Here is a 301-nt window from a genome sequence, read left to right as displayed (position 1 = left end):
TTTGCTGCCACAACCTTACTGCGAATTTTTGGCACCGACTTGCCCAGAGACGACGCATCTTTTTGCAGGCGTTCCAGTGCCTGATGTGCTTTCTTATCTGCCTTTTCGGCTTTCTTTTTCTCGGTTTTCAGTTCCTTTTGAGCCAACTCCAGGTCTTTCACTTCCTGCTTTCGTGTACTGACCAGCTGATCTGATTCCCCGGCGGCCCAGCTGGCATGCCTTTCAGCAGTTGTCATCCTCTTGCCACCCAAACCGGCATCGAGCAGGTTCTCCTCCAGCGTTCCCTGTTTAGCCAGACTGT

General features: G+C 52.2%; 1 protein-coding gene. It reads right to left on the bottom strand.

Going from position 1 to position 301, the window contains the following annotated elements; translation table 11 throughout:
• On the bottom strand, positions 1–301 hold a 301-nt coding region (locus tag CWC28_RS22040; protein ID WP_171038341.1), incomplete at both ends, for a hypothetical protein.

This window comes from Pseudoalteromonas sp. S4492 (genome assembly GCF_005886115.1).
In the GTDB taxonomy this organism is placed as follows: Bacteria; Pseudomonadota; Gammaproteobacteria; order Enterobacterales; family Alteromonadaceae; genus Pseudoalteromonas; species Pseudoalteromonas gelatinilytica.
This window is presented reverse-complemented; position numbering and strand designations above follow the sequence as displayed.